The sequence below is a fragment of the Parasutterella secunda genome (assembly GCF_016901835.1).
In the GTDB taxonomy this organism is placed as follows: domain Bacteria; phylum Pseudomonadota; class Gammaproteobacteria; order Burkholderiales; family Burkholderiaceae_F; genus Aphodousia; species Aphodousia faecavium.
In genome coordinates this window covers 1-21,872 of sequence record NZ_JACJKX010000004.1, presented here as the reverse complement: position 1 = coordinate 21,872, position 21,872 = coordinate 1, and the positions used below count along the sequence as shown (strand labels likewise).

Below are 21,872 nucleotides of genomic sequence, written 5' to 3'. Positions count from 1 at the left end.
ACCGTCTACTTTTGATCGACGTAAAAAAGTGCTCTCAGTTTTAAAAAGTCAGCAGGAATATCCTGCGCATGATCAAAACCGGTGATCAAAAGCGTACCGCCTTGACGGCAAAATTCATTAAGGAAAGGATCTTTGGGATTAATATCATTATCAACCACCAAAATTTTTACCCCGAGCTCCTCAATAAAATCTTTATCCAAATCCCGAATAGGCTACGTAAGAAAACCCTGCCGCACGGGCAGCAATGTAGCGATTGGCGGTCGTGGTCTCGATAATCATCTGATTCGGATAGGGGCATTCCTTCATCATTTTGACAAAATCCTCACCCTTGTCGATATCCAGCATCAGTTGGGGATGAGCTTTTAGGATCGGAGCCATGTCCGTGAGTAAAACCGGCGTGAAAAGCTCATGAATTTTGCTCTCTCTGATTTGGCTAACCGTGGGAGGGAGAATCCAGCGATTGGAGCCCGTCTCTTCGTTAAAGTCGTCAATAGAATGGGCTCCGAAATAATGACCGTCAAGCGTTTGACGCATATCCATTTCAATGAAACGATAGCCAGAGTCGATCGCCGATTGAACCGCTTCAAGGGAATTGGTGTACCGAAATCCGTCAATTTCGCCTGCCGCATGAGCCATATATTTTTCTTCACCGATTTCAAGAGAGGGGGCGGGTGCGATCTCAATCAACCCCAACCGGTAGGCTAAACCGTAGTGCCACTTATACGAGTAGGCCGTTGCCCACAAGGCAATCGTGAGCAAAATCAAAGCGACCAATATAAAGGGTCGAATAACAAAGCGTTTCATAATCAATCCTTTCTGTCTGAATTATAGGTGGCAAGACTGCCTTTCTGCCAAGGTAATATTTAGTCTCCCTTTTGTTAAAATGTGCACCGATTTTCCTGTTGCGAATACTTTTTCAGTCGAGTTAAACCATGTCTGATATTCAATCAAGCGGACAAAAGGCTCTTCGTGCTCAAGCCGGCATGGGGCTTTACGTGTGCCCTCAGGATCCCGAGGGTCTCAATTCACTTTATTACACAATTGAAGTCAACGATGCGCAGGGCGTGGCCTTTTTGCGGCGCCTTCTCACCGTTGATGTGAAAAATATTCACCGTGGTGAAGTGCGTCAGAGCTTCATTCTCAATGCATTGGGGCTGATTACGGATTTTGTTTGGGTTGCCCATTTACCCGATGCCGATGAGCACTTCAGAGTGGTTTTCCAATCGTTGGATACATTGGCTTGGATGCACCAGGTTGCCAAAGCGTTTGACGAAGACTTCAAAACCATCAAGACTGCCAATGCGCTTTTGTTTGCCGATCAAACCAATACCCCTCACGGACTTTTAGCTGACGGAAAGGTTCAGGTGATGAAGACCGGTCAGGGTGAAGTGCTCGTGATGCGTGTCGGCAACATGAGTCTTTTGCAAGGGGAAGAAAAAGTATTTGAAAACTTTACCCATCCCGGCATTGAAATGCTCGACGAATTATCAGCTCTGTCGCTATGCTACGCACAAGGCCGTCCCTTGACTTTTGCCTGGCAAGCCCAGGACATGATGCCCGCAGACATGGATGGAAGTCGCTTCATTGATTTTTCGGATCCCGCTCGTATGTTTATCGGCCGGGCACTCACCGAAGCGCGCATGAAGGCAACGGAGCCCAAAAAGGTCGTCGCTTTAACCTCTCACCAAGATGATGCCTTTGACTGGTTTGACGATCCCCGGGAGGTGACGCTGATGACCGGTGATGGGGAGGCTGTCACTCAAACCGGCTTTGTGGGACTTTTAGGCGACAAACTGATTTGCTCGGCCTTTGTCCCTCAATCAACAGACGCGTCGAGCTTACTTTGGGTCAATGGCTCGGAAAACCAAGCCTATCGTGTAGAACGAATTGACTAAAAAAGGATTTCATCATGAGTGTGAGCGTTTTTGATATTTTCCGTGTCGGCATCGGCCCTTCATCTTCTCATACGGTGGGTCCTATGCGCGCGGCCGTGCGGTTCAGCCGAGAACTCGTCGAATCGGGGCTTGATCAAAAAACCAATCGCATCTGGGTGGATTTGATGGGCAGTCTCGGTGCAACGGGTATCGGTCACGCAACCGATACCGCCTTCCAGTTAGGACTTATGGGTATGTTACCCGCTAATGTTGATCTCGATGCCGCCCCCAAGATTTTGGAGGCCATCCGCACCGAACATCGTCTGACACTGCCTTCCGGTAAGGTGATTGAATTTAATCCCGAACGCGACATTATTTTAAGTCCGGAGAAAGTGGCTATTTATCACACCAATGCCATGCACATCATTGCTCAGGACAAAGACAACAATGTTCTGCTCTCAAGACGTTATTACTCCGTGGGTGGCGGCTTTATTGTCGAAAGTGATCCCAACAACTTTGATAAGGTAAGCGAAGAAAAAGAAACCATCCATACCAAGGCTCAGCCTTATCCTATTTCCAGCGCTGCCGATCTGATGAAGTGGTGTGAAAAAACAGGGCTTTCGATTCCTGAGATTGTTCGCGCAAACGAAAAGGTCTGGTGGGAAACGGACGAAAAAATCAATGCTCAGCTCGACTACCTCTGGTCCGTGATGAAGGACTGCGTTGCCCGCGGTCTTAAAAATGAAGGCATTATGCCCGGTCCCATGAAGGTGAAGCGCCGCGCCAAGCAAATGTATGAAAAGCTGGATTTTGAAAAGCGCTCCTTAAACGATCCGCTTGCGGTTCTTGATTGGGTCAATGCTTTTGCTTTTGCAGCCAATGAAGAAAATGCCTGCGGCGGACGCGTAGTCACTGCACCCACGAACGGTGCAGCGGGCGTCATTCCTGCTGTGCTTCACTACTACATGAAGTTTATTGACTCGGCCGATATCGAAGGCGTACGTGACTTTTTACTCACAGCCGGTCAAATCGGTATTCTTTATAAAGAAAATGCTTCGATTTCGGGCGCTGAAGTGGGCTGCCAAGGTGAAGTGGGCGTAGCCTGCTCCATGGCCTCTGGGGGCTTAGCTCAGGTTTTGGGCGCAACACCGCAACAAGTTGAAAATGCCGCTGAAATCGGTATGGAACACAACCTCGGCATGACCTGTGATCCGGTTGCAGGCCAAGTGCAGATTCCCTGCATTGAACGCAATGCCGTTGCTGCAGTTAAAGCCATTAATGCTGCCCGATTAGCCCTTTTAGGTGACGGCCATCACTACGTGTCTTTGGATCAGGTGATTGTGACGATGCTTAAAACCGGTCTTGATTTGCAATCGAAATACAAAGAAACCAGCCAAGGTGGTTTGGCCGTGAGCGTGGTGGAATGTTAATCGGTGAACGTCTGACACCGGAAATGATTTGAGCCGCATTTCGCGGCTCAAATCGTATTAAAGAATCAGTTGAAGTTTACTTACGAGTGTAGATACGGAAGCTGAAGCTGAAGGGATGAGCATCCGTTGCGGGGAAAGATTGTTCTTCAGTGAGTACCCACTCGTCGGGTGAGAGGTGAGTAAAGAACGCATCACCCTCAAAGTCAGCATTTAAATACGTAATGTGGGCCACTTCGACACGGGGAAGCGCTTCTTCGTAAACTTGAGCGCCGCCCATAATAAACGCAATCGGAGCATCTTCAACTGCTTTCAAAGCCTCATCTAAGCTACCGACTACTGTGGCGCCTTCAGCCTTGTAATTTTCTTGACGCGTAATCACAATATTTCGTCGTCCGGGCAGAGGACGTCCTAGCGACTCCCAGGTTTTACGTCCCATAATGACCGGTTTTCCGATCGTCGTGCGCTTGAAGTTTTTTAAATCCTCAGGCAAATACCACGGCAGTTTATTGTCTTTACCGATTACGCCGTTGCGGGCGTGTGCGACGATTAAATGCAATTGCGTCATACGCTTCTCTCCTTTAGACCGCCACCTGTGCCTTGATGGCTGGATGGGGATCATAGCCCACGATCTCAAAGTCTTCGTACTTGTAGTCAAAGATGGATTCAGGACGACGTTTGATCACAAGCTTTGGATAGGGACGAGGCTCACGGGACAATTGTAGGCGCACCTGATCGAAGTGGTTGTTATAGAGGTGGCAGTCGCCGCCCGTCCATACAAAGTCTCCAACTTCAAGGTCGCACTGCTGAGCGAGCATATGCGTTAAAAGTGAGTAGCTTGCGATATTAAAGGGGACGCCCAGGAAAATATCGCACGAGCGTTGATAAAGCTGGCAGGAGAGTTTTCCGTCAGCCACGTAGACCTGGAACATCATGTGGCAAGGGGGAAGCGCCATTTTCGGCAATTCGGTTACGTTCCATGCCGTCACGATCATGCGACGGGAGTCGGGATTGGTTTTAATCGTGTGGATGAGTTCAGCAATTTGGTCCACGGTTTGATTGTCGGCTCCGCGCCAGTTGCGCCACTGAACACCGTAAATGGGACCCAAATCGCCGTTTTCATCTGCCCATTCATCCCAGATGCTCACGCCGTTGTCTTTGAGGTACTTGATGTTGCTGTCACCCTTTAAAAACCAGAGCAATTCATGAATGATGGAGCGCAGGTGAAGCTTCTTAGTCGTCACAAGCGGAAAACCGTGCTGAAGGTTAAAGCGCATCTGATAGCCGAAGACCGAGCGCGTGCCGGTTCCCGTGCGATCGCTTTTGTTGACGCCATGGAAAAAGACATGACGCATCAAATCTTCATATTGATGTTCAATAAGCATGATCAATCCATTCGAAAAACTTAACAGATTGATTCATTCTACTCAACTCTTGACTCGCAAGGAAAATCCTTTCTGATCTAAAAGTATCAATTATTTTGAAATAATTTTTTATTACTGTATATAATTTTTTATTGATCGGAGAGAATCTCTTTATTAAACTTATTGCATGCAAAACGAAAAACTGATTCCATACTTCTCTGTGGCTGAGCTGATCGCCCGCACTTTTCCCGATGCTGAAGTGGTGCTCCACGACATGTCCACTCCTCAGCACTCAGTGGTCTATGTGGCCAACGGCGAAGTGACAGGACGTAAAATCGGACAGACTTTTCACCACTTGATTGAAAAAGCTGTCTTTGCCGGTAACCCCGAAGACGGTGTGGTCGATAACTATTTATTTAAAAAAGACGGACGGCTCATCCGTTCATCTTCTCTTTTAATACGAAATGAGAAAAAAGAGTTGATCGGTGCGCTTTGTATCAACATCGACACGACGCGGGCCAACGATTTAATGAATTGGGCCCAAAACCTCCTTCACGGTAAACCCAAAGCAGGGGAAGGGCAAAGAGTCATTGCCGAACACTCTGAAACTGAAACAGTCGCCTCACCTGCAAAAGAAGACAGTGTCCGGCAATTTGTCAATAACATGATTGACTCGATGGTCAATGAACTGATTGCAGAAGGTCGGAACAGTCGAGACGACCGACTCGAACTCATTCGCTTTATGGATGAGCGCGGTGTCTTTTTAGTCAAAGGCTCTATGGAGTATGTCGCAGGCAAGCTCGGTCTTTCTAAGGTTACTCTTTACGGGTACCTCGATGAAATTCATGGAAAACGTTAATTATCAGGAGCTTTATCATGAATTACGTTTGTACGAAATGCGGAAAAATCACTCCCGTCACAACAAAAGAACCCTGTTGTGAATGCGGCGGTTTGTTTGAATTGGATTTCACGCCGCCCAAATGGGATGAAAAACTCATTGACAAGACTCAATGGAATCAATTCCGTTATCGCCGCTTTATGGCTCTTGATGATGAATCCTGGCAAAGCGTCACCATGGGTGAGGGGATGACGCCCATCATTCGCCTCGATGATAATGTGCTTCTTAAAATGGACTATTACATGCCGACCTTATCCTTTAAGGACCGGGGAGCTGCCACTTTGGTCTCACACATGAAATCCATCGGTGTGACAGACTGCGTACAGGACTCAAGCGGCAATGCCGGCAATGCTGTAGCCGCTTATGCAGCACGGGCCGGAATCGGTTGCGAAATCTTTGTCAAAGATGGCACGAGCCCATCGAAAATCCGCATGATCAAATCACACGGCGCAAAAGTCAATGAAGTGCCGGGCAGCCGCGATCATTGCGCCGATGTCTGCCGCGCAAAGGTTCGTGAAGAACACGTCTATTACGCCAATCACGTCTTTAATCCCTTCTTCTATGAAGGCATGAAGGCTTATATCTATGAAACCTACGAGCAGCTCGGACGAATTCCTGCCAACATCGTGGTGCCTGTGGGTAACGGAACGCTTTATATAGGAGTAGTCAAAGCGCTTGAACACTTATTGGCTTCAGGTGTCATTGATCAATTCCCGCAGATTATTGCGCTTCAAAGTGAAAAATGTGATCCGCTTTATCAAGCGGCTAAACATCACGCAACCGAACCCGAAGAAGTTCCGGTGACCGAAACGATGGCCGAAGGCATTGCAATCGGCAAACCCAGTCGCGGCGCAGAACTTTTGGATATGGCCTATCGCCATAACATCCGTTTTGTGACGGCCCCTGAGGATAAAATTCTTGAGGCCCGTGCGCATTTGGCTGCCCACGGTATTTACTGTGAACACACGACGGCTGCCAATTACGCTGCCTATCTGCATTATTGTGAACTTTACGGGCCGACGCCTGATACATTGATCACTATGTGCGGAGCAGGTATTAAATCGGATCACTAAGCCTGATACACTACGTCTGAAAGATAAGACAGGCGGTGTCCTACAAAAAGTGCGAAGGTGGTTAAAACCACTTGAGCACTTTTTGCGCAGAGCTTGGAGCAAAGAATACTAACAAAAAGGAGAGAGCACACTTATAATCCTCAGGGTCTGTGTGCAAAATAGTTATGAACCCCTTGATTTTCGGCGTCTGGGACGGGCGCTTTTACGACAATCGATCCACATTCTCCCCGGTGGCTCCTGAAGGGTTGCCGCTTGATCAGTTTTCTCAGTTCAATCCCGGCAACCCCATCATGAGTTTTGTCTGTGACAGGGGATTTATTGTCATGGATCGGCGCGCTAATCTCGCTTTCTCACTTTGGCGTTACTACCAAAGAGCGGAGCGCGAAACCTGCGGCAAATGCACGCCCTGCCGAATCGGGGTAATGGTCATTGCTGAAGCATTGGGTAAGGTTGTTCGTGGGAAAGCCTCCGAGGTGGATTGGGAGTACGTGAAGACTGTAGCCGAACAGATGAAGCAAACCAGTCTTTGCGGAATCGGTCAGACGACGCCTGAGGCACTTTTGGGCGCGTTGCAATATTGTCCTGATGAACTCCTTCAGGCTCAGCCCGTTGCCGAAAACGTCTATGACTACTACACGGTTTTAAGTGCTCCTTGTATTGAGGCTTGTCCGGCTCACGTCGATGTTCCCCGCTATATTGACTACATTAAGGCGGGCGAACCCGAAATGAGCGCGGCAGTGCTTCTTCGTCACTATCCTTTGGTCGGCAGTTGCGGGCGTGTGTGCGTGCGTTATTGTGAAAAGGCCTGTCGTCGTCAGTATCTGGATAGCGCCGTCGATATCAAGAATTTAAAGCGGTATGCCGCCGATGCAACGGGTCCCATGGAAGAGCTCTTTAACTTTGCTCAGCGCGACACCAACCCCATGAGCCCGAAGGTGGCCGTGGTTGGAGCAGGTCCTGCCGGCATCAACTGTGCTTATCACTTACTGCTTCAGGGCTATAAAGTCGATATTTTTGAAGCCAACAGCCACGCAGGCGGCATGGCTCAGGTGGGCATTCCCCAGTACCGTTTGCCCAAGGGGCTGCTAGAAAGTGAAACCAATGTGATTGAACAATTGGGCGGCCGCTATTTCTATCACCAGCGCCTGGGCTACGACTTTTCGGTGACTGACCTTTTCAATCGCGGCTACAACGCCATTTTCTTGGGCGTCGGTTGTTCCAAGGGCATGTATCTGGGTCTTGATAATGAAGACACGACGCTCACCGGTTACTTTAACGGCATTGATTTCCTGCAAAAGGTTGAACGTGCTGTCACCGGCAATCGCCCCTTTAAACTCACAGGCGACGTGGTCGTGGTGGGCGGCGGTAACGTGGCAATGGACTGCGCGCGCTCGGCCGCTCGTTTGACGGACGGCACCGTGCATGTGGTCTATCGTCGTACCGAAGAAGGGATGCCGGCTGATCACGAAGAAGTGGTGGCCGCTAAAGAAGAGGGGATCGTCTTTCATTTCCTCTCGGTTCAAAAAGAAATCATATCTGCTGACGGTAAGGTCACCGGTTTGAAGATCGCCAAAATGCGCGAAGAAAAGGTTCCGGGGTCGCGCCGAGGCAAACTCATTGAGATTGAAGGTACCGAAACGGTCCTTGAATGCACGAATCTTATTGCGGCGATCGGTCAACGGCTTGACCAGGAAGTGCTCTGCGATGATGACGGCATCATGTTTGATAAGCGCGGCAACATCTCGGTTTCTGAAGCACTCGCCACAACTCGTCCGGGCGTTTTTGCCGGAGGCGACGCAGCCACCGGTCCCACAACGCTTATTGACGGCTTGGCACAAGGTCAGATTGCCGCTCAGTCCATTAACGAATACCTCACCCGAGGCTCAGTCGGTTTTGTGGCCCGTCGCCGCATGGGCGAACTCATCAAAAAGGGTGAACTCATGAAAGAAACCGATCCGAAGATCGATCTGTGTCCGGCACCGCGTCATAAATTAAAGACCCTGTCTTCTGAGGAACGGAGAGGCAACTTTGAAGAAGTTGACTTATCGATGACAGAAGGCGAAGCTATTGCTGAAGCCAATCGTTGCATGCGCTGCTACCGCATCTACGGAGTGGTTACGCAATTGCCGATTCCCGGTAACATCACTCATATTCAAAACCAAGCGGTGTAAGGAGAGAGTCAATCATGGAAAATTTTGCTTGGTTTAACGGTCAGAAAGTCTCTTTCCAAGAAGGACAAACGATTTTACAGGTGGCCAAAGACGCCGGCGTTTTTATTCCGACCCTTTGCGCCTTTATGCCCCTTAACCATACGCCGGGCACGTGTCGCATGTGTTTGGTTGAAGTGTTTGACGAGGGTGAAGAAACCGGTCACGTGGTCACGGCCTGCACAACGCCCATTAAGGCCGGTCAACGCATTTTCACGCGCAACGAGCGCGTGCGCAAAATGCAGCAATTGCAGATGAAACTCCTTTTTGCCGATCATGAGCAGGATTGTAAGAGCTGCGCACGGCACGGCAACTGTGAGCTGCAGGACGTCGCACTTTTTATCGGTATGACTCATACACCGACACCGAACACCTTTGTCGCCAATCGCGTCTTTGATGACTCGTCTGCCGGCATTGTCCGTGATGTCAATAAATGCATCCGCTGCGGGCGCTGCGTTGAAGTCTGCCGCCAGGTGCAGGGGATCGGTGCGCTCACCATTGATAATTTCGGTACCATGGCAGGCGTTGCCATGACGGGTGCCAAGCGCTGGGCGGATTCTGCCAAGTGCGTACAGTGCGGTCAGTGCACATTGGTTTGCCCCACCGGTGCTTTAAGTGAAAAAGACGAAACCGATCGGGTGCTTAACATGATTGATGACCCGGAAACGGTCACGATCTTCCAATTGGCCCCTGCCGTTCGTGTGACGCTTGGGGAAGAGTTCGGTATGACGCCGGGCGAAAATGTCGAGCCCCTTATTGTTTATGCCTTAAAGCACATTGGTGTCGATTACGTGATGGATACGAATTTCGCAGCCGATGTGACCATTATGGAAGAGGGGACGGAACTCTTGGAGCGCCTCAAAGCCCGTAAAGAAGATCACGAGGTTGCGCTTCCCATGTTTACCTCCTGCTGCCCGGGCTGGGTCAATTACGTGGAAAAACACGCGCCGATGGTGATGGAATATCTCTCAACCACCCGATCTCCGCAGGCGATCTTCGGGGCGTTGGCTAAAGCGCTGTTACCCCAAAAACTCAATGTCTCGCGGGATAAACTGCGCGTCATTTCCGTTATGCCCTGTACGGCTAAAAAAGGCGAGGCCTTGCGACCGACGCTTGCGCGAGAAGCCGGACCGGACGTGGATGCTGTTTTGACCGTTCGGGAATTGGCAAAACTTCTTCGTCGCTGCGGGATGCACTTGAAAAATTGTAAGCCCATGGCTCGAGACGAACATCTTTTTACCGACTATACCGGGGCCGGTGCTATTTTCGGTACCACAGGGGGCGTCATGGAAGCGGCGGTTCGCACGGCTTACGCTTTAACCCATGACGGTCAAAGTATGAAGCCCATGGTTTTTGAACCCACACGCGGTTTAGAAGGCGTCAAAGAAGCGACGGTGGATTTAGGCGAATTAGGAGAAATCCGTGTCGCGGTGGTGCATGGTCTGGCTCGCACACAGGCGCTTTTAGATAAGATGAGCCGAGGCGAAGTGATCTATGACTTCGTTGAAGTGATGGCCTGCCCCGGCGGTTGTATTTCAGGGGGCGGAACACCCAGAAAGAAAAACAACTATCAGCCCTTCAGCCGAGTGCGGCAGGAAGCTATTTATAAAATTGATGAAGAGTGCGCTATTCGCGAGTCGCACAAGAATCCTGAAGTCACGGCGCTTTATGCCGAAACGCTCGGCGCTCCGGGTTCACACTTGGCACACGACCTGCTTCACTGCGAATATCGCTCGAAGAAAGCTCAGAAAGAGCCTTCCGATATTCGAAAACTTTGGCAGGTTTTAAGTGCAAGGTATACGCAGCCTGCGAAAAAGCGTTAAAATCACGGCTGACTCAGGGCGGGGTGAAATTCCCCACCGGTGGTAACAGTCCACGAGCGCGGGTGGAAGTTAAAACAATTTTCACCCGGTCAGCAGAATCGGTGAGATTCCGATACCGACGGTATAGTCCGGAAGAAAGAGCGACAACTTTCCTCATGAAGGCGTATTTTTCTTTGCGCCTTCACTTTCCCTGATGCGATTTTTAAATGTCTTTTAAAGAAAGGATACTTGTATGCATCAGTCTGAAAACCTTCTGGCTCAATATGGTGTAGACAGTTATACGCGTGTTAAGCGCGCCATTGCCGATTTACGTGCCGGCCGTGGTGTCATGGTCGTTGACGATGAAAATCGTGAAAATGAAGGGGATCTGATTTTATCAACGGACTTTTTGACCGTTGAGCAAATGGCTCTGATGATTCGTGCCTGCTCGGGTATTGTCTGCGTGTGTTTACGTGACGAAGACTGCAAACGCCTGCAATTACCCCAAATGGTTGAAAACAATACCAACACGCAAGGCACAGCTTTCTGTGTTTCGATTGAAGCCGCGCACGGCTGTACAACCGGAGTAAGTGCAAAGGATCGTGTCACGACCATTAAGGCGGCTGCCAACCCCAACGGTAAACCGGAGGATTTACTGCGTCCGGGCCACGTCTATCCGCTTCGCGCACGCGCCAACGGCGTGCTTGAACGCCGCGGACACACTGAAGCTACAGTTGATTTAATGCGTATTGCAGGACTCAATCCCGCAGGCGTTCTCTGTGAACTCATGAACGAAGACGGCACCATGGCTAAATTGCCTCAGGTTTGCGAATTTGCCAACCTGCACGGTCTTTGTGTGATTACGGTTGAAGACTTGGTTCGCTATCGCCAGGCGTTTAATTGCTGATTGAAATAGACAGGATTTTAGCCCGAGAGGATTTTCCAAACGGGCCGAAATTTTAACTAGGCCTTTAAAATTTCTTCAATCGTTTCGGGCGACACCTCATTGATACCGACGGGAGCATGTGGCGCTAAAGTGTGCTCTCCGATATCTTTTTGAAACCAGCTGACGTTGTACCATTTTCCGGCTTTAAAGCCTGCGCAGTCATAGGTTCCAACCAATCTGAATCCTAACTTTTTATGTAATCCGTCGCTTTTCTCGTTGGGTTGTGTAATACCGCTTGTGACTTTCAGAATACCCTGAAGCTTGAGGATTTGAATTAATCGCGTGACAAGCAACGTTCCGATTCCGAGAGACGTGCAGGTGCGGTCTAAATAGACAGAGAGTTCTGCATTCCACTGGTAAGCTTCGCGCTCCATGTGGCGATGTGCATAAGCATAGCCCAGAATGCGTCCGTTTTCTTCAGCCACAATATACGGATAGAAGGCTTGAATTGAGGCAATTCTTTCTTTAAAAGCCTCAAGGCTCGGGAGAACGCACTCAAAGGTAATCGGTGTATCGATATATTGTGCGTAGATATCCAGTAGTGCTTGAGCATCCCCCTGTGTGGCCAATCTAAAACGCATCGATCTCTCTAAAGATTGTAGGAAGAAGTTATTCTAGTTCAGAATTATTTCCGTGATCACAGATTTTATCCTCCCAACTGATAGGTAACTCTTAAAAGATTAAAACTCCGCTTTTAAAATTTTTAAAAGTCCACTTTTAATTTTTTTGAAAGTGCACTGTGAAAAAAATGTTTCAGTGTATCCATCTAGGTTCTATTACTCATATCTAAAGGAAAGTGAGTATTCCCATTGAGCCGTACTTACGGGATAATGAGGCGGATTTTATAAAAACGGAGTACAACAAAAATGAAACGTCGTTCACTTATTTCACTTTGCCTGTGCGCGATTGCTGCAGGCGGACTGATTACCGGATGCACAGATGATGCCGCTCAAAGCGGCATTTTGAAAGTGGGAGCCTCGCCTGTGCCGCACGCAGACATTTTGAAAGCGGCTCAGCCCATGTTGGCTAAAGAAGGGGTTAAGCTTGAAGTCATTGAATTTACCGATTATGTTCAGCCCAACATGGCATTGGCTGACAAGGAACTCGATGCCAACTTCTTCCAACACAAGCCTTATCTGGATAATTTCGCCGCCGAACGCAAGTTGCAACTTGAATCATTGGTAGCTGTTCACATTGAACCGATGGGTGTGTACTCCAAGAAAGTCAAAGATATTAAGACTATTGCCGATGCCGCCAAAGTTGCCATTCCGAATGACCCCACCAACGGTGGTCGTGCGTTGAAGATTTTGTCTGACGCAGGCTTTTTCAAATTAAAGGATGGCGTCGGTGTTAACGGAACACCTGCTGATATTGTTGACAATCCCAAACAAATTCAGATTATTGAAATGGAAGCCGCGGTGTTGCCTCGTGCGTTGGATGACGTCGATTTTGCCGTGATCAATTCCAACTATGCTTTGGGTGTGAATCTCAACCCGATGAAGGATGCTCTTTACATGGAAAGTAAGGACTCGCCTTATGCCAACATCGTTGCTGTCCGTAAGGGTGACAAGCGCGATGAGCTTCAAAAGCTTGCTAAGGCTTTGACCTCGCCTGAAATGCGCAAGTTCATTGAAGACAAATACCAAGGTGCAGTGGTTCCTGCCTTCTAATTAAATCTCCAGGAATAGCAAAAATCCGGCGCAAGGCCGGATTTTTGTTGAGAAATGTACTCAAATCAAAAACTGACGTGATCGGGCTCAAGTCCTGAGAATCCCATAACGGGCAGGGCATCGAGTTGAGCGATATCATCCTCAGTCAATTCGAAATCAAAACTTTCGAGATTTTCTTTCTGATGCTCGGGTAAAAGAGCTCGGGTGACGGGGATGACGTCATGATGACGGCACCAGCGAAGAATAACCTGTGCCACAGGGCGTTCATAGTGAGAAGCAATCTCCTGAATACGCGGTTCTGAAAGCAGCGATCCGTGTCCAAGAGGTGACCAAGCCTCAACCATAATGCCGTTTTTCTTACAAAAAGCGACGGCCGAGCGTTGGGTGTATCCGGGGTGAAATTCAAGTTGATTGACAGCGGGCACCACATTGGCACGAGCCAAAAAACTGACCAGATGGTGCATCTGAAAGTTCGATAACCCGATGGCTTTAACCAAACCTTCCTCATAGAGCTTTTCAAAAGCGCGCCAAGTACCGATATTGACACTTTGCCAAGCCAAGGGTTCACCTTTGGTGTAAGGCCAATGAATCAGATAGCAGTCAAGATAGTCAAGCTTTAAGTTTCTGAGCGACTCTTCAAAGGCTCGCATAACAGAGTCGTACGTGCGGTTAGCCGCCCAGCACTTGGAGGAAATAAAAAGTTCGGAGCGCTTGACTTCACTTCTGCGAATGGCTTCAGCCACTGACTCTTCATTTTCGTAAATAGCAGCCGTATCGATATAGCGATAACCCAAGGCAATAGCGTTTTGCAAGGATTTGACCAAATCCTCTCCGCTGGGGATTTGCCATGTGCCGATTCCAAGAGACGGAATCTTCACACCATTATTGAGTTTAATTTTTCCCAACTTGACTTTCATCCCAACCTCCCGAGACTCTCAACGTTTTCATTTTAGTGAGGAAGACCGTTTCACTTTTTGCCCAAAGCTAAACTTAAGCAGCGTTAACAGGGGAAAATAAGCATTCTTTGTATTTAGTCAATACATTAGAATTAGATGCCTAAATGTTGAGGCGTTATGACACAAGATTTTGACTATTTCTTACTTTTATCGGTAGCAGCCATTGTGCTCGTTCTCTGGCTTATTGCGCGTATGTTAAAGGGCGCGGCAAAAAAGACCGATGAAAAAAAGATTGAACATACACACCCTCAACGTCGCATTGAAAGAGTCGCCACAAGGACAACTTTAAAATCAGAACCCGAAATTAAACCTCAGGCACCGAAACCTCCACGTGTCACGGGTTTTTACTTTAAGTCGGAAAAGGGTATCCCTTTTGCCTGGGTGCGTTTATCTTCAATAGGTGCCCAGCCTTGGGGCAACGGTTGTATTGAATTATCCGACAACCTCAAGCGCTTTACCGAACGGTTTTTAAAACCTCAGGATAATGAATCCCTTCTTATTTCACTTTTTTGTGAGCTCCCGAGCACGACCGAACTTTTCACAGATTGTTTTACCGATAAAGGGGAGGGGATCGGCAAAGATCAAAAACTCGGGTTAACGGCAGGGGATTTCCCGAACTATTTTCTAAGCTCAAAGACTGATTTTGATCATTGGCTGCTCTCAGAACTGAAAAGCATCTATCACACACACTTTTTCCGCTGTAGTGCTTCTGAGCAAGCATTCCTTATCGGCAGCGAAAACCGTTCTTTATCAGTAGGGGTTCCTTCTGTTTATTCATCACTGAATTTTCATTCAGCCCTTGCCTATATGATTCTCTCAAAGATTACTTCTGAGACAGATTTTTACAAAAGAGCGCGCCTTTGGAATTTCTATTGGTCTGTTATTGAAACCAAGACTTTTCCTTACACGGAAACCCTAAATACTTTCGAACGAGTTGTTATTTCGCAAACATTTGTCCAAACGCAAAAGTTGCCGTTTTTGCTTATACAAACCCCAAAAGGTTGGGGAAAGTGTTATAACGCCCTGAATTATTAGGATAAATCAAACATTTCAGTGCTTCTTTACAAACACATTATTGCTAAATCGCCATTTGTATTAGGGTTTCTACCTACTTTTCGATTTTACAAATTGATACTACATTGAAACCAAGAGATTGAAACCATTCGTTTCGGCTCGGTACTACCGTGTGCAGAGTTGTATTTCTGCGTTGTTACGGCGCTCAAAGACGACCGCTCGCGATAATAAATATAAATTTGGAAAGGAGAATGCAATGGCAAAATCTAAATCCGCTTCAATGGGTTTGGCAATGCAAATGCTCATTGGTCTTGTCCTAGGTGTGATCGTCGGTATGTTCTTGGACTCCCAGTTCGCCACTACCTACGTGAAACCCTTCGGTGACTTGTTCATCCGCTTGATCCGCATGGTCGTCGTTCCCTTGGTGTTCGCCACCTTGGTTGCCGGTGCCGCCGGTATTTCCGACGTCAGCAAATTGGGTCGTGTGGCCATTAAGACGTTGGTCATCTTCATGCTGACCTCCGCTATCGCCGTGATTTTCGGTTTGTTGATCGCCAATATCATCGACCCGGGTATCGGTCTGACGCTTTCAACGGAAGGCTTAAAGGCTGCTCAAGTGAAGGCTCCGAGCTTTGTTCAAACCTTACTTGACATCGTTCCTATCAACCCGATGGAAGCCTTCGCTAAGGGCTCCATCCTTCAGATCATCTTCTTCGCCATTATGTTCGGCTTCTGCCTGAACTTCCTGGGTGAAAAGGGTCGTCCGGTTTATCATTTCTTTGATATCGTCGGCAACTTGATGATTCACATGACGCAAGTCGTGATGCGCTACGCTCCGATCGGTGTGTTCGCTTTGATGGCTGTCGTCGTTTCTCAACACGGTTTGGCTGTTTTGCTCCCGTTGGGCAAATTGATTCTTGCCTCCTTCATCGCTACCGCCTTGTTGGTCATCTTGATCTACATCCCGATCGTGATGTTCATCATCCGTATCCCGGTGGCTGATTACTTCAAGGGCATCTTTGAACCGTGGTTGATCGCTTTCACGACGTGCTCGTCTGCCGCCGCTATGGCTGCTAACCTCGTCGCTTCACGTCGCTTGGGTGCTACGAACTCCATCGCTTCCTTTGCGGTTCCGTTAGGCAACACGATCAACATGAACGGTACGGCCGTTTACATGGGTGTGTGTGCAGTCTTTGCCGCTCAGATCTATGACCTCCCGCTCACGATGGGCGACCAAGTTATCGTCGTTATCACCGGTGTGTTGGCTGCTGTCGGTACGGCAGGTGTCCCGGGCGCCGGCTTGATTATGTCGACGCTGGTCTTCACGCAAATCGGTATTCCGCTTGAAGTGATCGCTTTGATCGCAGGCGTTGACCGTGTACTCGACATGATCCGTACGTCTATCAACGTCGTCGGTGACTCCACCACCGCTTTGATGGTCTCCCGTATGGAAGGTGAATTGGGTTCAGAACCCTTCAATGAAGACGAAGGCAAATAATTAAAGCCTGAGTTCTGACTCAATGATGCGGCAGGGTGTAAAAGCCTTGCCGCTTTTCTTTTAGCCTCGTACTAAGTCTAATCCTTTGTAAAAGCTATTTTTAATTTTCAGCTTGTCAAACGTAGACAGCTTTTTTGAACCTGAAATTCCTTTTAGCTGGGGAGAAAGGTTTGGTTTCGTTAACAAAGAGGTACCACCTCATTACGAGCGACACAATAAGGATCATCGATCTCTATCGACTATAACCATTTTCTGGATAAATCAAATTCAAAGAGATAAAAATTTAAAATGTTGTTTTTTAAAAAAATGTTGTTTTTTAAAAAATAGGCAATTCTGCTGTCTTCTGTTCATTATGGAATTCCAACTTAATCATTCCTATTTCTTTACTTTTTACCCAATATTAAGAAAACTCTTTAATCAGAGTAAAGAGCCTCAGAAAGAGTCTTTGCCCACTCAATCGATTTACAACACGGTCAAAGAGGCCGTTTAAGAAAGGACAATTATGACTAGTGATGACATCATCCGATTGCTCAAAAAGAGCGGTCCAGAAAACGAGACGCCCGAAGATTTTAAAGATCGGGCTCTGGCAACCTTAAATGACGGGGAGTCACTGACGGCGCTCGAGCTTCAGAATGTGGATGAAGCCGTGATCTCTGAAACGGTTCGCCGCATTGAGGATAACGAATCCTAACCGCTGAGCTATTTCTCTACCGATGGCGAAGAAAGAAAATTTCTTCGCCATTTTTTCATCTTTATCCTCAAAATTAATCCTATTTCAATATTTCATACAATTGATTTAATATCATTTTGAATTAAAAACTACAATCCCTATATTCAATACAAGGTTTGTGCTAAAGTACGCTTCGTCATAAACGAGGAATTCCCCACCATGCGTATCGGAGAATTATCAAAATTATCGGGCGTTGCCGTTGAAACGATTCGTTTTTATGAAAACGAGGGACTGATTCCCAAAGCCGCGCGCTCTATGAACAATTATCGCTCTTACACCGAAGGGCATTTAAAGCGTCTGCAATTTATCCGTCACTGCAGAAGTCTTGACATGAGTCTGGAAGATATCCGTCTTTTAAGTGACGTCGGGGCCCGTCAGAATGAAGAAGCCTGTAAGGTGCAGGAAATCATTACGCGCCACATGAAAAAAATTGATGAGCAGATCAACGCCTTAAAAGAATTGCGCCAACACCTGGGGCTTTTGTCGCTTTGCTGCCACGGCAATCACGCCAACGGTGAACCCTGCGGCATCATCGAAGGGTTAAACAATGAAGCGTGCTGCCACAATTGTGAAAATCTCAAGATGAAACGTTCTTTGAAAAAAATCGAAACCCCAAAAACCGTATCGGCTTAATGCATTATGATCAGTCAATTCTTTTCTTTTGAAGTCATGGTCGCCATTGCCATTTTGGCAATTCTCACGGCCTGCCCCACGTATTTCATCTATGTCTGGGCCAAAACAAAACCCGCTGCACGACCTATTCCGCATTTCCCTCATGGGGTAAACGGGTGGCTGTTGATTTTTGTGGCCACCGTTGTGCTCTCCATCATCACGACAGCGATCGATGCAATGAATACCTTAAGCCTCATGAGCGAGTCCGGTGTCACGAATTGGGCCGTAATCTCTCCTTCGATCGTGATTATCGGTCTCTTTGTTTATTGCCTCTACATCATCGCAAGAAAACGTGATGCCTCCGTTGTCAAACAAACGATTGTGATTTTGTGGGTAGTGGGGCCGATTTCGCTTATTTTGCTCTACTTCTTCTTTGATGCATCAGTGAGTAACCAAACCGTGGTGCGAGCTTGTCTCTATGCCGCGATCTGGACACTGTATTTTCTCTTTTCTAAGCGCGTTGCCTGTACTTACGGCACCAAAGCCGTGGATACGTATGTGAACCTGGCTGTTGAGATCGCAGGCTCCAAGAAAGCTCAAAAGGCTAAAGAAGCGAAATCCAAGAAAACGAAATAACTACACCATCTAATTCAAAAGCCCGGAATCAAACGAGACCGGGCTTTTTATTAGACAATTCGAAGGGATTAATAACCGAATTCTTGGCGATTGCGTTCAATCGCTTCTTTTTTCGATTCTTCATCCGTGTAGAAACCGAGGCGATGGTATTCTTCCTTGGGTCCGTCCACATAGCCCACACAGCGGAACGTAAACTTCACATAAGCGCCGTTGCCGGTCTGGTGATGCGAGCGGGAAATGGCTGAGAGCGGTTGCATCCCGCGATTGGTTTGCAAGCAAAAGTCCGTAGCCTCTTTTCTAGCATTTTCCCGAACGATGATTTCCTGCTCAACCCAGGGCTGCTGCAGTTCCATTTCATAGGTGGAAGCATCTAGCTGCTTCATACTCTTTTGAGAAACGTACTGATCCGATGTGGCGCAACCGGCAAGAATCAGGGCGGGCAGAGCCAGTGTAAAAATTAATGATGAACGCATGATGCAATCCTTTGAGAAAACGTCAACATTGTACAGGCTTTAGATCGCCGTGGCCGCGACAACCGGGTAAGAAGTTGTCTCAACGGCGAGCGTCCCGTCCGAAATAAACACAATATCTTCGCAGGGGCCACCGATCTTGATGAGCACATCTGTATGGCGAATGGTTTCTTTCATAGGACGCATCTTCTGACTTAAAAATCCTACAGGCCCCCACCCTTTAGAGCCCTTGATCACAAGTTCGACGTGTTTATGCGCCGTATCACGATAAAAATAAATCGGTGCTGTGAGACCCAGCGCTGCATAATTTTTAATGATTTCAGCTGCCGCAAAACCCGATAACACGCCACCGTAAGACGGATGGTTATAGACTTCTTCTGCGGTGGCACAACCCAAAAGGAAACACAAAAGGCCCGTATCGGCAAATGTAAACTTTGAACGCTTGACCTGGCGCCTTTGTTCGAGTTTGAGTGACGGGATTTCAAAAAGGACGCCACAGTCCATTAAAAAATCCGTCCAATAGATAGCGGTGGCATAACTGATGCCCGCCTCTTTGGCAAATTTCGAGTGATTCAATTCCTCCATGTTATTCGTGGCCAAGACTTTGAGGTAATTGAAAAAGAGCGTGTCTTTATAAACATTTAAAACGCCACGCACATGTCGGGCAAAAAATTGAGCCAACCAATTCTCGTAAAAAGCCGCTGTTGAGAGCGACAAATCGGTTCGTGGTAGAAATCCGTTTCGCATCAGATCAAAAAATCCGGGTTGCGGATAACTGATGCGTAAAGCCTGAGGGACTTTCCCGAAGGGATCAGGACTTTTGCCTGCGTACTCGCGCTGAGAAACAGGGGGAAGGCTGTAGTGCATGAGCTCTTTATTTTCTTCGAGACTCTTTACCGTTTCTTTCGGTAAGTAGCCAACCAACACAATACAAGCCTGATTGTCATCGGGCAAAAACTTCACAAGATCGGGCGCATTTTCAATTCCGTCCACAATGAGACGATTGCCGTAAACACTGAAAAAATCTTTGGGTTGGGTGTGCGCCAGATTTCTCGGGTAGATATCGTTCAAATCAACGTACGACAGATCATTAAACACAGTTCGCACTAAGGTTGTTTTTCCACTTGAAGGCATCCCGCTGATTAAAAACAGATTGGTAAGCGTGCGCTCTTCGCTTAATGTGCGAGCAAGTGACCTTGCAATATGAGGGGCAATAGGCATGAATCAAAACTTGGTAAAAATTGAAATAACTTTTGTATTTTATCCAAACTTTAAAACTTTTTGATTTTTCAGATTGAATGTATCTGTTTTGTCATAATTGCTCTTTAGAATCGTTGACGAAAATATTTCCATAAATTTTTTGAGGTTCACATGTCCAAAACGATTGATTGTGTCCGCTTTCAGCCTAAGAGCGAAGCCTGTTCTCTGATGAAAGCCTTTGATGAGAAAAAGGCTCAGGAAGTTCTCCGCTATCACCAAACACTTCCTGTTTATGAAAAAACACCTCTTACAAAGCTTTCGGCTTTTGCCCAAAGCGTCGGTGTCAAAGAAATTTTTGTTAAAGACGAAAGTTACCGATTCGGCTTAAATGCTTTCAAAGCTCTGGGAAGCTCGTACTGCATGGCCACTTTAATGGCTGAAAAACTCGGCCTTTCCGCGCAGGAGGTGACCTTTGAGAAAATCACGACGCCTGAAAGTAAAAAGGCGTTGGGAGAGCTCACCTTTGTGACCGCCACCGACGGCAATCACGGGCGGGGAGTGGCTTGGAGCGCTAAGATGCTTGGTCACAAGAGTATTGTTCTGATGCCTAAAGGCACGGCACCCGAGCGTCTGGCTAACATTCAAAAGCTTGGGTCTGATGCGTCCATCACCGACTTCGTCTATGATGTTACGGTTCAGATGGCTGCTCGGAAAGCCCAGGAAGTGGGCGGTATTCTCGTTCAGGATACTTCGTGGGACGGCTATGAAGATATTCCCACTCGTATCATGCAGGGCTACCTCACCTTGGGGATGGAAATCATTGAAGCGTTGGGTTCAAGTCGTCCGACGCACGTTTTCCTTCAGGCCGGTGTCGGCTCCATGGCCGCTGCCGTAGCAGCTTTCTTTGCAAATTTCTATGGTAAGAATCGTCCTGTTATCACCATAGTTGAACCCAATGGTGCCGATTGCCTCTACAGAACTGCTAAAGCTGCTGATGGCAAGATTCATGCCTATGAGGGTGAGTTGCACTCCATTATGGCAGGCCTCTGTTGTGGCATTCCCTGCACGGTCGCCTGGGAAATTCTCGAGCACTGTGCTGACTTCTTTGTTTCGATGCCTGACTTTGTGGCTGCTGACGGGATGCGTATTTTGGGAGCGCCAATGGCAGGCGACACACGCATTATCTCCGGCGAAAGCGGTGCATCCTGCTTCGGTCTTGTGGCTGACGTCTTGCGCAAGCCTGAGTACGCTACACTCAAGGAACAACTGGGGCTTAATCAAGATTCGAGCATTCTTTGCATCTCCACCGAAGGCGACACAGATCGAGAAGGCTATCGAAAAGTTGTTTGGGACGGCGCTTATACTGCAGACTGATAGAAACATGAATTAATCGGATAGGAGGTAGGTAGTTATTCTGCCTACCGTCCTTCCACACCACCCACCGTACGGATCCGTAGTGGGCGGTTATTAATAACATCCCTGGTCACGCTTCTTA

General features: G+C 47.8%; 22 protein-coding genes and 1 riboswitch. Of the genes, 14 read left to right on the top strand and 8 right to left on the bottom strand.

Going from position 1 to position 21,872, the window contains the following annotated elements; translation table 11 throughout:
* Positions 1-5 precede the first annotated feature (5 nt).
* Positions 6-200 (bottom strand): hypothetical protein, encoded by a 195-nt coding sequence (locus tag H5985_RS03315; RefSeq protein WP_205049900.1) that lies wholly within the window; start codon positions 198-200, stop codon positions 6-8.
* Entirely contained in the window at positions 193-804 is a 612-nt protein-coding gene (locus H5985_RS03310) for a glycerophosphodiester phosphodiesterase family protein (RefSeq protein ID WP_205049899.1), read from the bottom strand. Before H5985_RS03310 ends, H5985_RS03315 begins: the two co-directional genes overlap by 8 nt.
* Positions 805-932: 128 nt before the next feature.
* On the opposite strand from H5985_RS03310, the gene H5985_RS03305 reads away from it, so the two are divergent.
* Entirely contained in the window at positions 933-1,895 is a 963-nt protein-coding gene (locus H5985_RS03305; RefSeq protein ID WP_205049898.1) for an aminomethyltransferase family protein, read from the top strand.
* 14 nt (positions 1,896-1,909) lie between these two features.
* Entirely contained in the window at positions 1,910-3,304 is a 1,395-nt protein-coding gene (locus tag H5985_RS03300) for an L-serine ammonia-lyase (protein WP_205049897.1), read from the top strand.
* Between the two features lie 76 nt (positions 3,305-3,380).
* On the opposite strand, the gene H5985_RS03295 is transcribed toward H5985_RS03300, so the two are convergent.
* Complete coding sequence (locus H5985_RS03295; protein WP_205049896.1) at positions 3,381-3,869, bottom strand: dihydrofolate reductase; 489 nt, start codon at positions 3,867-3,869, stop codon at positions 3,381-3,383.
* Between the two features lie 13 nt (positions 3,870-3,882).
* A complete protein-coding gene (locus tag H5985_RS03290) occupies positions 3,883-4,686 on the bottom strand; it encodes a thymidylate synthase (RefSeq protein ID WP_239481586.1) in 804 nt (267 codons plus the stop codon).
* Between the two features lie 166 nt (positions 4,687-4,852).
* On the opposite strand from H5985_RS03290, the gene H5985_RS03285 reads away from it, so the two are divergent.
* The 5 genes from H5985_RS03285 to ribB all read left to right on the top strand — a co-directional run bounded on the left by H5985_RS03285 (position 4,853) and on the right by ribB (position 11,552).
* On the top strand, positions 4,853-5,524 hold the full coding sequence (locus H5985_RS03285) for a helix-turn-helix transcriptional regulator (RefSeq protein ID WP_205049895.1): 672 nt from the start codon (positions 4,853-4,855) through the stop codon (positions 5,522-5,524).
* Positions 5,525-5,541: 17 nt separating this feature from the next.
* Complete coding sequence (locus H5985_RS03280; RefSeq protein ID WP_205049894.1) at positions 5,542-6,636, top strand: pyridoxal-phosphate dependent enzyme; 1,095 nt, start codon at positions 5,542-5,544, stop codon at positions 6,634-6,636.
* Positions 6,637-6,800: 164 nt separating this feature from the next.
* Positions 6,801-8,807 carry an FAD-dependent oxidoreductase gene (locus tag H5985_RS03275; RefSeq protein WP_205049893.1) on the top strand — a complete coding sequence of 669 codons (2,007 nt, stop codon included), beginning with the start codon at positions 6,801-6,803 and terminating at the stop codon, positions 8,805-8,807.
* A gap of 14 nt (positions 8,808-8,821) precedes the next feature.
* On the top strand, positions 8,822-10,666 hold the full coding sequence (locus H5985_RS03270; protein WP_205049892.1) for a [FeFe] hydrogenase, group A: 1,845 nt from the start codon (positions 8,822-8,824) through the stop codon (positions 10,664-10,666).
* Between the two features lie 5 nt (positions 10,667-10,671).
* Positions 10,672-10,813, top strand: a riboswitch (FMN riboswitch).
* A gap of 85 nt (positions 10,814-10,898) precedes the next feature.
* Positions 10,899-11,552 (top strand): 3,4-dihydroxy-2-butanone-4-phosphate synthase, encoded by a 654-nt coding sequence (gene ribB / locus H5985_RS03265; protein ID WP_205049891.1) that lies wholly within the window; start codon positions 10,899-10,901, stop codon positions 11,550-11,552.
* Between the two features lie 56 nt (positions 11,553-11,608).
* Here the strand turns inward: ribB and H5985_RS03260 are convergent, their stop codons facing one another.
* Positions 11,609-12,172 carry a GNAT family N-acetyltransferase gene (locus H5985_RS03260; RefSeq protein ID WP_205049890.1) on the bottom strand — a complete coding sequence of 188 codons (564 nt, stop codon included), beginning with the start codon at positions 12,170-12,172 and terminating at the stop codon, positions 11,609-11,611.
* A gap of 285 nt (positions 12,173-12,457) precedes the next feature.
* Between H5985_RS03260 and H5985_RS03255 the strand changes: the two genes are divergently transcribed.
* Positions 12,458-13,261: a MetQ/NlpA family ABC transporter substrate-binding protein gene (locus H5985_RS03255; protein ID WP_205049889.1), complete on the top strand. Its 804-nt coding sequence runs from the start codon at positions 12,458-12,460 to the stop codon at positions 13,259-13,261.
* Positions 13,262-13,326: 65 nt separating this feature from the next.
* Here H5985_RS03255 and H5985_RS03250 read toward each other — a convergent pair whose 3' ends face one another.
* Positions 13,327-14,178, bottom strand: coding sequence for an aldo/keto reductase (locus tag H5985_RS03250; protein ID WP_205049888.1), 852 nt, complete (start codon positions 14,176-14,178; stop codon positions 13,327-13,329).
* A 156-nt stretch (positions 14,179-14,334) separates the two neighbouring features.
* Between H5985_RS03250 and H5985_RS03245 the strand changes: the two genes are divergently transcribed.
* The 5 genes from H5985_RS03245 to H5985_RS03225 all read left to right on the top strand — a co-directional run bounded on the left by H5985_RS03245 (position 14,335) and on the right by H5985_RS03225 (position 18,707).
* Positions 14,335-15,252 (top strand): hypothetical protein, encoded by a 918-nt coding sequence (locus tag H5985_RS03245; protein WP_205049887.1) that lies wholly within the window; start codon positions 14,335-14,337, stop codon positions 15,250-15,252.
* Positions 15,253-15,487: 235 nt separating this feature from the next.
* Positions 15,488-16,729 carry a dicarboxylate/amino acid:cation symporter gene (locus tag H5985_RS03240; RefSeq protein WP_205049886.1) on the top strand — a complete coding sequence of 414 codons (1,242 nt, stop codon included), beginning with the start codon at positions 15,488-15,490 and terminating at the stop codon, positions 16,727-16,729.
* 502 nt (positions 16,730-17,231) lie between these two features.
* Complete coding sequence (locus H5985_RS03235; RefSeq protein ID WP_205049885.1) at positions 17,232-17,420, top strand: hypothetical protein; 189 nt, start codon at positions 17,232-17,234, stop codon at positions 17,418-17,420.
* 198 nt (positions 17,421-17,618) lie between these two features.
* The gene (locus H5985_RS09530) at positions 17,619-18,092 is read left to right on the top strand and encodes a MerR family transcriptional regulator (RefSeq protein ID WP_205049884.1); all 474 of its coding nucleotides are present in this window, start codon (positions 17,619-17,621) and stop codon (positions 18,090-18,092) included.
* 6 nt (positions 18,093-18,098) lie between these two features.
* Positions 18,099-18,707: a DUF2569 family protein gene (locus tag H5985_RS03225; protein WP_205049883.1), complete on the top strand. Its 609-nt coding sequence runs from the start codon at positions 18,099-18,101 to the stop codon at positions 18,705-18,707.
* A gap of 68 nt (positions 18,708-18,775) precedes the next feature.
* On the opposite strand, the gene H5985_RS03220 is transcribed toward H5985_RS03225, so the two are convergent.
* Together H5985_RS03220 and H5985_RS03215 are read right to left on the bottom strand one after the other, a co-directional pair.
* Positions 18,776-19,180 carry a hypothetical protein gene (locus tag H5985_RS03220; protein WP_205049882.1) on the bottom strand — a complete coding sequence of 135 codons (405 nt, stop codon included), beginning with the start codon at positions 19,178-19,180 and terminating at the stop codon, positions 18,776-18,778.
* Positions 19,181-19,219: 39 nt separating this feature from the next.
* The gene (locus tag H5985_RS03215; protein ID WP_205049881.1) at positions 19,220-20,398 is read right to left on the bottom strand and encodes a DUF4143 domain-containing protein; all 1,179 of its coding nucleotides are present in this window, start codon (positions 20,396-20,398) and stop codon (positions 19,220-19,222) included.
* A gap of 150 nt (positions 20,399-20,548) precedes the next feature.
* Between H5985_RS03215 and dpaL the strand changes: the two genes are divergently transcribed.
* Positions 20,549-21,751, top strand: a complete 1,203-nt coding sequence (dpaL, locus tag H5985_RS03210) for a diaminopropionate ammonia-lyase (protein ID WP_205049880.1) — start codon at positions 20,549-20,551, stop codon at positions 21,749-21,751.
* The last annotated feature ends 121 nt before the right edge of the window (positions 21,752-21,872 follow it).